This is a genomic window from Mesorhizobium sp. M7A.F.Ca.CA.003.01.2.1, assembly GCF_003998945.1.
Taxonomy (GTDB): Bacteria; Pseudomonadota; Alphaproteobacteria; order Rhizobiales; family Rhizobiaceae; genus Mesorhizobium; species Mesorhizobium ciceri.
The window spans coordinates 1-7,895 of record NZ_RZRA01000137.1 but is presented as its reverse complement, the minus strand read 5'-3'; the positions used below and the strand labels follow the sequence as shown (position 1 = coordinate 7,895).

General features: G+C 61.2%; 8 protein-coding genes. All 8 read left to right on the top strand.

Annotation, left to right across the window (positions count from 1 at the left end; all coding sequences use genetic code 11):
* On the top strand, positions 1-150 hold a 150-nt coding region (locus EN969_RS08410; RefSeq protein WP_281059999.1), incomplete at its 5' end, for a DNA-directed RNA polymerase subunit alpha C-terminal domain-containing protein.
* A gap of 104 nt (positions 151-254) precedes the next feature.
* Entirely contained in the window at positions 255-686 is a 432-nt protein-coding gene (gene rplQ / locus EN969_RS08405) for a 50S ribosomal protein L17 (protein WP_013531439.1), read from the top strand.
* Positions 687-885: 199 nt separating this feature from the next.
* Positions 886-2,373, top strand: coding sequence for a DegQ family serine endoprotease (locus tag EN969_RS08400; RefSeq protein WP_127419068.1), 1,488 nt, complete (start codon positions 886-888; stop codon positions 2,371-2,373).
* Between the two features lie 48 nt (positions 2,374-2,421).
* Complete coding sequence (locus EN969_RS08395; protein WP_063168069.1) at positions 2,422-3,729, top strand: replication-associated recombination protein A; 1,308 nt, start codon at positions 2,422-2,424, stop codon at positions 3,727-3,729.
* Positions 3,730-3,900: 171 nt separating this feature from the next.
* On the top strand, positions 3,901-4,731 hold the full coding sequence (locus EN969_RS08390) for an aspartyl/asparaginyl beta-hydroxylase domain-containing protein (RefSeq protein ID WP_063168068.1): 831 nt from the start codon (positions 3,901-3,903) through the stop codon (positions 4,729-4,731).
* A 170-nt stretch (positions 4,732-4,901) separates the two neighbouring features.
* Positions 4,902-6,560, top strand: coding sequence for a hypothetical protein (locus tag EN969_RS08385; RefSeq protein ID WP_127419067.1), 1,659 nt, complete (start codon positions 4,902-4,904; stop codon positions 6,558-6,560).
* A gap of 76 nt (positions 6,561-6,636) precedes the next feature.
* The gene (crcB, locus tag EN969_RS08380; RefSeq protein ID WP_063168066.1) at positions 6,637-7,011 is read left to right on the top strand and encodes a fluoride efflux transporter CrcB; all 375 of its coding nucleotides are present in this window, start codon (positions 6,637-6,639) and stop codon (positions 7,009-7,011) included.
* 62 nt (positions 7,012-7,073) lie between these two features.
* Positions 7,074-7,895 (top strand): RluA family pseudouridine synthase (locus EN969_RS08375; protein WP_164758181.1); only part of this gene is annotated, 822 nt, incomplete at its 3' end.

Below are 7,895 nucleotides of genomic sequence, written 5' to 3'. Positions count from 1 at the left end.
ATGCTGCGCACCCCGAACTTCGGCCGCAAGTCGCTGAACGAGATCAAGGAAGTTCTGGCGGCGATGGGCCTGCACCTCGGCATGGAAGTGCCGGACTGGCCGCCGGAAAACATCGAAGACCTCGCTAAGCGTTACGAAGACCAATATTGAGCATGAATTCCAAGGATCGGCGGCGTGGGCCGCTCGATCCGACGGTCATGCGGAAAACCATCAGAGGCCGCGGCCTCTTGAACAACTGAAGAAGGAAAAGAGCCATGCGCCACGGTTTCAAAGGCCGCCGCTTCGCCCGAAGCATTAGCCATCGCAAGTCGATGTTCGCCAACCTCGCCGTGTCGCTGCTCGAGCACGAGCAGATCGTCACAACCTTGCCGAAGGCGAAGGACCTGCGTCCGATCGTCGAGAAGCTGGTGACGCTCGGCAAGCGTGGCGACCTGCACGCCCGCCGCCAGGTCATTGCCCAGATCGGCAATGAAGGCGTCGTCAAGCGTCTGTTCGACACCATCGCGCCGCGCTACGCCAACCGCAATGGCGGCTATCTGCGCATCATGAAGGCGGGCTTCCGTCACGGTGACAACGCCGCCATGGCTGTCATCGAGTTCGTCGATCGCGACGTCTCGGCCAAGGGCGCCGGCGACCGCGCTCGCATCGAGGCCGAAAGCGCTGATGCGGACGCCGCAGCCGCATAAGGCTCGGTTTTCCCAAATGAGTTCAAAGGGGCCTGCGGGCCCCTTTTTGTTTTCTGAAAGCAGCAAACCGCGCCGGAATCCGATTTCCGGGCATGCCCCTGGGGTTTTGGCCCAAAATAGTCGGATTTCAGCGGCTTAGCCTTTCATTTTGCACAATCGTCGGGACAATGCCCCCGAACTTGCCTTGGAGGATTCGCGAATGCGCGCCAGAAGACTGCCCTTTGTTCTGCTTTTCGCCATCATGGCGTTTGCGGCCGCACCGGTGGTCAGGCAGGCATTGGCCGAGGAGACCAAGACCGATCCCGGCCTGTCCGATGTGCTGACCGACCTGCTGCATGGCGTCGAGGGCGAGAACGCGACGTCCGGTCCCGACAAGCGCGTGCCGTTCGGCCGCGAGGAGGTGCAGCTGTCGTTTGCGCCGCTGGTCAAGCAGACGGCGCCGGCGGTGGTCAACGTCTATGCCTCGCAGACCGCCAAGGTGACATCGCCTTTCGACGGTGATCCGTTCTTCGAGGAATTCTTCGGCCGCTCGCAGCCGCGTGCGCAGTCTTCACTGGGTTCCGGCGTGCTGGTCGATCCGACCGGCGTCGTGGTCACCAATTACCACGTCATCAAGGATGCCGACCGGGTCAAGGTGGCGACCGCTGATGGGCGTGAGTTCGACAGCAAGGTGCTGCTCAAGGACGAGACTCTCGACCTTGCCGTGCTCAAGATCACCTCGGACAAGCCGTTTCCGGTCATTGCCATCGGCGATTCCGACGCGCTCGAGGTCGGCGACCTGCTGCTGGCCATCGGCAACCCTTTCGGCGTCGGCCAGACCACCACCAGCGGCATCGTCTCGGCACTGGCCCGCAGCCATATCGGCGTCTCCGATTCCAGCTTCTTCATCCAGACCGACGCCGCTATCAATCCCGGCAATTCCGGCGGCGCGCTGATCAACATGGGCGGCCAGCTGGTCGGCATCAACACGGCCATCTACAGCCGCAGCGGTGGTTCGATCGGCATCGGCTTCGCCATTCCCTCGAACATGGTTCGCGCCTTTGCCGACGCGGCCAAGGCCGGGCTCGACTTCTTCGAACGGCCCTATATCGGCGCCGAGTTCGAAGCGGTGACGCCGCAGATCGCAGAATCGCTCGGCATGGAGAAGCCGACCGGTGCGCTGGTCTCGTCGGTCGAGGCGACCGGTCCGGTCGCCAAGGCAGGGCTCAAGCCCGGCGACGTGGTGCTGCAGCTCAACGGCAAGCCGGTCGAGAGCATCGAAGCGCTGGACTACCGGATGGCGACGCTGTCGATCGGCACCACCGCCAATTTCGCGGTTCTGACCAAGGGCCAGCAGGCGGCGATGGATATCGCGCTGGAGCGTGCTCCGGAAGGCATGAAGGCTGCCGAGGTGACGCTGCATGGCCGCAGCCCGTTCTCGGGCGCCAAGGTCGCGGAGCTGTCGCCCCGGCTCGCGCAGCGGCTTGGCCTGCGCACGGACATCAAGGGCGTCACCGTGGTCGACATCAACCGCGATTCACCGGCCGCCGATTTCGGCTTCCAGCCGGGCGACATCGTGCGCGAGGTGAACGGCACCACCATCGATACCGCAGCGACCCTGGAGCTGGCGGCCAAGACGGATACGCGCTGGTGGCGCTTTACGGTCGAGCGCGGCGGGCAGATACTGCGTCAGGTGTTGCGTTATTAGGGCTGGGTTCCGTGCATTCGGGCTCATGCTCCAACGAAAAAGAAGTGCATGGCCGATCTGTTCAGCGTCGATGAACCGGAAAAGACGCCGCCTGGGCGGCCGCTGGCCGACAGGCTGCGGCCGAGGAACCTTGGCGAGGTCGTCGGCCAGGAGCATCTGACGGGGCCTGACGGCGCGCTGACCCGGTTGATCGGTTCCGGCTCGCTCGGCTCGATGATTTTCTGGGGGCCGCCCGGCACCGGCAAGACCACCGTGGCGCGGTTGCTCGCCGGTGAAACGAGTCTCGCCTTCGAGCAGATATCGGCTGTCTTTTCCGGCGTCGCCGACCTGAAAAAGGTGTTCGAATCAGCCAAATTGCGCCGTGCCAATGGCCGCCAGACCTTGCTGTTCGTCGACGAGATCCATCGCTTCAACCGCGCGCAGCAGGACAGTTTCCTCCCGGTCATGGAGGACGGGACAGTCGTGCTGGTTGGCGCCACGACCGAAAACCCGTCCTTCGAACTGAATGCCGCTTTGTTGTCACGCGCGCGCGTTCTGGTCTTCCATTCGCTTGGCGAGGAGAGCATCTCCAAGCTGATGGCGCGGGCGGAGGAGACCGAGGGCAGGGCGCTGCCGCTCGACGACGAGGCGCGGGCCATGCTCATCCGCATGAGCGATGGCGACGGCCGCGCCTCTCTTACCCTGGCAGAGGAAGTCTGGCGAGCAGCCAAGCCCGGCGAGGTCTTCGATTCCGAGGGTCTGCAGCGCATCGTCCAGCGCCGCGCGCCAATCTACGACAAGGGCCAGGACGGCCATTACAATCTGATCTCGGCGCTGCACAAATCGGTACGCGGTTCAGATCCTGACGCGGCTCTCTACTATCTCGCACGCATGTTCGATGCCGGCGAGGATCCGCTCTATCTAGGCCGCCGGCTGGTGCGCATGGCCATGGAAGACATCGGCCTTGCCGACCCGCAGGCGCTTGTCGTCGCCAATGCCGCCAAGGATGCCTACGACTATCTCGGCTCGCCCGAGGGCGAACTCGCCTTTGCCGAGGCCACCGTCTATCTCGCCACCGCGCCCAAATCCAACGCCGTCTACAACGCTTTCAAGGCCGCCACGCGGGCCGCCAAGGAACACGGCTCGCTGCTGCCGCCCAAGCACATCCTCAACGCGCCGACCAAGCTGATGAAAGAGGAGGATTACGGCGCGGGCTACCGCTACGACCATGACGAGCCGGATGCCTTTTCGGGGCAGGATTATTTTCCGGAGAAGATGGGTCGCCAGACCTTCTATGATCCGCCCGAGCGCGGCTTCGAGCGCGATATCAGGAAGCGGCTCGATTATTGGGCAAAGCTGCGCAAAGAGCGGGAATAGCCGGGTTGCGTGAGGCTATTGACCAGATCCAGCAGGCAGCCAGCCGGCCGCGGTAGCAGGGCCGTTGTGTGGTAACCCAAAAAACCTTATCAAGGCGCACGACCGGGCGGTGGCCATTGCCTTGATTTGGGCACCTCATTCGCAACAGGATCGCGCTTGGCGCGTGGAAAAATGACAAAAAATCTTCGCAAATCCCTTCGCAAATTCGCCATTGCCATCCCGCTTCTCGCCCTTGGCTTCTATTTCATCCCCATCCTGACGACGATCTTCATCGTCTGCGGCCTGATCGACGTGCTGCGCAACGACCGCAAGGATCTGTCGCTGTTCTCAGGCTATTTTCTCGGCAACGGCCTGTTCACCTGGCTGCTTTCGCCGTTCAACCTGCTGGTCGACCTCTTGTGCTACAGAAATCCTGGCGTGTGGAAGCTGGAGCAGTTTCCCGCCGACTATCAGCGCGAGGTCAACGAGGTCCTGGACATCTTCAAGGCGCGCAAGGATGAGATCATCGCCGATATCGATGCCAATTTCGGCGCCGGCCGGCGCGGCATGTATGTCTACCAGTGGTACGGCAAGCACAGGATCGACAACGTCGCCGAGTTCAACAAGGATTTCAAATACATCAAGACCATCGCCGTTTCCGTCTTCAGCAAGCGCGAATCGACGTCCTGGCATTTCGGCCCGCTGCGGCTCAGCTTGCGCATCCTCTACAATCTGATCCCGGTGAAGTCGGAGATTTTCGTCGAGTGCGGCAACGTCAAGAATTACTGGTACGACAATCCGCTGTTCATCTTCGACGACACGCTGCTGCATCGCTCGGTCAACGAGTATGACGGCCGCCGCTACTGCGTGTTCATGGACATTATCAGGCCATCGCCGGTTCCCCGCCTCATCGCGGGTATGCTGGCCATCGTCTCGGTGAGCGTCGAGCGCATCAATTCCATGTTCTACAAGAACTGGAAAATGATCGGTTCGACCAAGCCGAAGAATGCCGGGACGACCTGAGCTTTGGAAAATCGGCGCTGCCGGCCCTGCCGGCAGCGTTTGGGTGCTCTGCATGTGAGACTTGGCCAATCCTTGTCGGCCGCTCATGCGCCGGAACGGATCCTGGCTGCATAAACGGTAGTCCGGGCTGGCTTTGATAGTTCTGCCTCTTCTCCTTCTGGCGGCCGCAAGTGACGAAGAACAAATCTCTCGGATTTTGGGCAACGACATATGTGTGCACCGCTCTTGTGGGAATTGCTCTTGCTCTCATCTATGTAGAGCTTGAACAGCCTGTCTATTACTGGGACTTCGCTGCCTATTTCGACACGTTTAGCCGGCAGGGCACGCTCTTGGTTCAGAGCCCTCTCGAGTGGCTCAGCCATTTGAGGACCTCGATCGCCACCGACGACTACAGTGCGGCGATCCTGGTGCCGCTGATGCCGTTTTACATCATTTTTGGCGATTCGAGGTTTTCCTACATCGCCGGAATAGTCGCTGTTTACCTGGTTCCGACCGCTCTTCTCATCGGCAGAACAAGCTATCTGGAGGCGGCGACCGGGACGCCTTCATGCCGAAGCTGGCTCACCGTATGGATTGCGGCCTTTCTCTACACGCCCTTCTGGGCGGCGACGCTTCGTGGGTTGCCGGACATTGCCGGCTGTCTCGCGCTTTGCGCGGCAACCTATTTTCTCTGGAAATCGAGGTTCCTGACCCGTGAACCGGTGATCAGCGGCATGCGTGTCGGCGTATGCCTGTGGTTGGCATTCGTGCTGCGCCGCTGGTATGCTTATCCCGTCATCGGGGTCGGAACTTCCGCGGCCTTCTTCTGTTTTCTGCAGGTCGCGAAAGACCGCGACGTCCCGGCACTCCGCAATGCCGCCGTCGGGGGCCTGTGTGTGATCCTCGTGGTTGTCGGAGCCGCGCTGACCTTCCAGCAACCCCTGGTCCTCAAGATACTGGGAACCAGCTATGGCGACCTTTACAGCGGATACAAGACAAGCTTCGTTTCACAGGTTGACCAGGCAGGATCGCGGCTCAGCTATGTGAACTGGCTGTTGATCGTATTTGGCGCTTACATCTCCATCATACGCCAAAACAGATTTTCCCTGTTCTGTGCCGTTGCTTCGGTACTTGCCTTCTTCCTCTTCTCCCGCATGCAGGACCCGGATCGCCACCATTCGGTGCCAATGTTTCTTTGGCTTTTTCCTGCCTACGCCCAGGCAATCGTTGCGATCGTTTCGATGCCGGCGCTGAGATCGCGATGGTCGAACGCCGCGATAGCCGTTGCCGCCGTGCTGGCGTTTTTCGGTACTTTTTTCCCAATTGGCCGCCAGGTGCTGTCACCGATCAGCTACGTCTTTGCCAGGGAAGCCACGCTCCCGCTGCAACTCGACAATCTTCCAGAATACAGGCGTCTTATCGATGACCTTCTTGGAAAGATGGGACCTGGGGACCGGTTGTCGGTATTTGCGTCCAGCGGGATCATGAGCGACTCATTGCTCTATGAAATGGACAAGGACCTTTACCCTCGCATCGAGTGGGCTTGTCAGGTCGATAGTCGCGATCGATTCAGACCGGCGGCGTTGAAGTCCAAATACGTTGTCGTGACCGATCCGCCCGTTACCCATCTGCAGCCGGGTGCGCAGCTCTGTGTCTCGATACCGGACCAATACATTGTCGAGGGCAAAGGCATCGGCGCAGCATACAGGCGCATCGCGGCGTACCAGCTGTCCGGCGACGTCAAGGGCTACCTCTACGAACAGGCGCGCCCTATCGGCAAAACGGAGATCGATGACCTCTATAACGAGTTCAGGAAAAAATATCCGGGATGGGCAACGCCTGAGTGGTGACGAGCTCGGCTGGTCCGTGCGGTTGCGCCCACAACGAGGGATTGACCGGGCAGCCCTGCGGGGGCAGTAAACGGTCATGTTCAATCTGTTTCTCGTCTTCCTCGGTGGCGGCATCGGTGCCGGGATTCGTCACCTTACCAACATCGGCGCGCTGCGTTTTGTCGGCCCCAACTATCCCTGGGGCACGATGGCCATCAACGTCATCGGCTCCTTCGCCATGGGGCTGTTCATCGCCTCCATGATGCGCCGTGGCGGATCGAACGAGGTCAGGCTGTTCGTTGCCACCGGCATTCTTGGCGGCTTCACCACCTTCTCAGCCTTTTCGCTCGATTTCGCGACGCTGTGGGAGCGGGGAGCCACGCTGCCTGCGCTGGGTTATGCCCTTGCCAGCGTCATTGGCGCCATTATCGCCCTGTTTCTGGGACTTTGGCTCGCAAGAAGCCTGCCTTAGTGCTATTGCCGCGCCAAGAACAGGCCGAGCTTGGCTCGGGAAACGGATAAGCGACAAAAAACATGGCAGGCGTTGAACAGATCACGGTGGAAGCCGGCGAGGCGGGCATGCGGCTCGACCGCTGGTTCAAGACCCATTTCCCGGGCCTTGGTTTCGGCCATTTGCAGAAGCTTCTGCGCTCCGGCCAGATCCGTGTCGACGGCGGCCGGGTCAAGGCCGACACCCGTGTCGAGCCCGGCCAGATGGTTCGCGTCCCACCGCTCGAGGTTGACAAGAAGGGCGAGAGTGCGCTGACCGGCCACTCGATCCGCAACCAGGGCGATGCCGATGTCCTGTCGAAAATGCTGATCCATGAAGACCCTAAGGTTTTCGTCTTCAACAAGCCGGCGGGCCTTGCGGTGCAGGGCGGCTCGGGCGTCACCCGCAATGTCGACGACATGCTGGAGGCCTGGCGCAACCAGAAGGGCGAGAAGCCCAGACTGGTTCACAGGCTTGACCGCGACACTTCGGGCGTGCTGGTCGTCGCCCGCACCCGACTGGCCGCCATGAAGCTCTCGGAAGCATTTCGCGCCCGCGAGACCAAGAAGACCTATTGGGCGCTGGTCAAGGGCGTGCCGCCCAAGCGCGAGGACAAGATCTCGACCTGGCTGATCAAGGAGCCGACGCCGGACGGTGACCGCGTGCGGGTCGCCGCGCATGGCGAAAAGGGCGCCGACCACGCCGTCTCTTATTACCGGATCATCGAGCAGGCGGCGCAGACGATGACCTGGCTGGAGATGGAGCCTTATACCGGCCGCACCCACCAGCTTCGCGTTCATGCCGCCTACATCGGCTGCCCGATCCTGGGCGATCCGAAATATTTCGAGGCCGACACCAATTGGGAC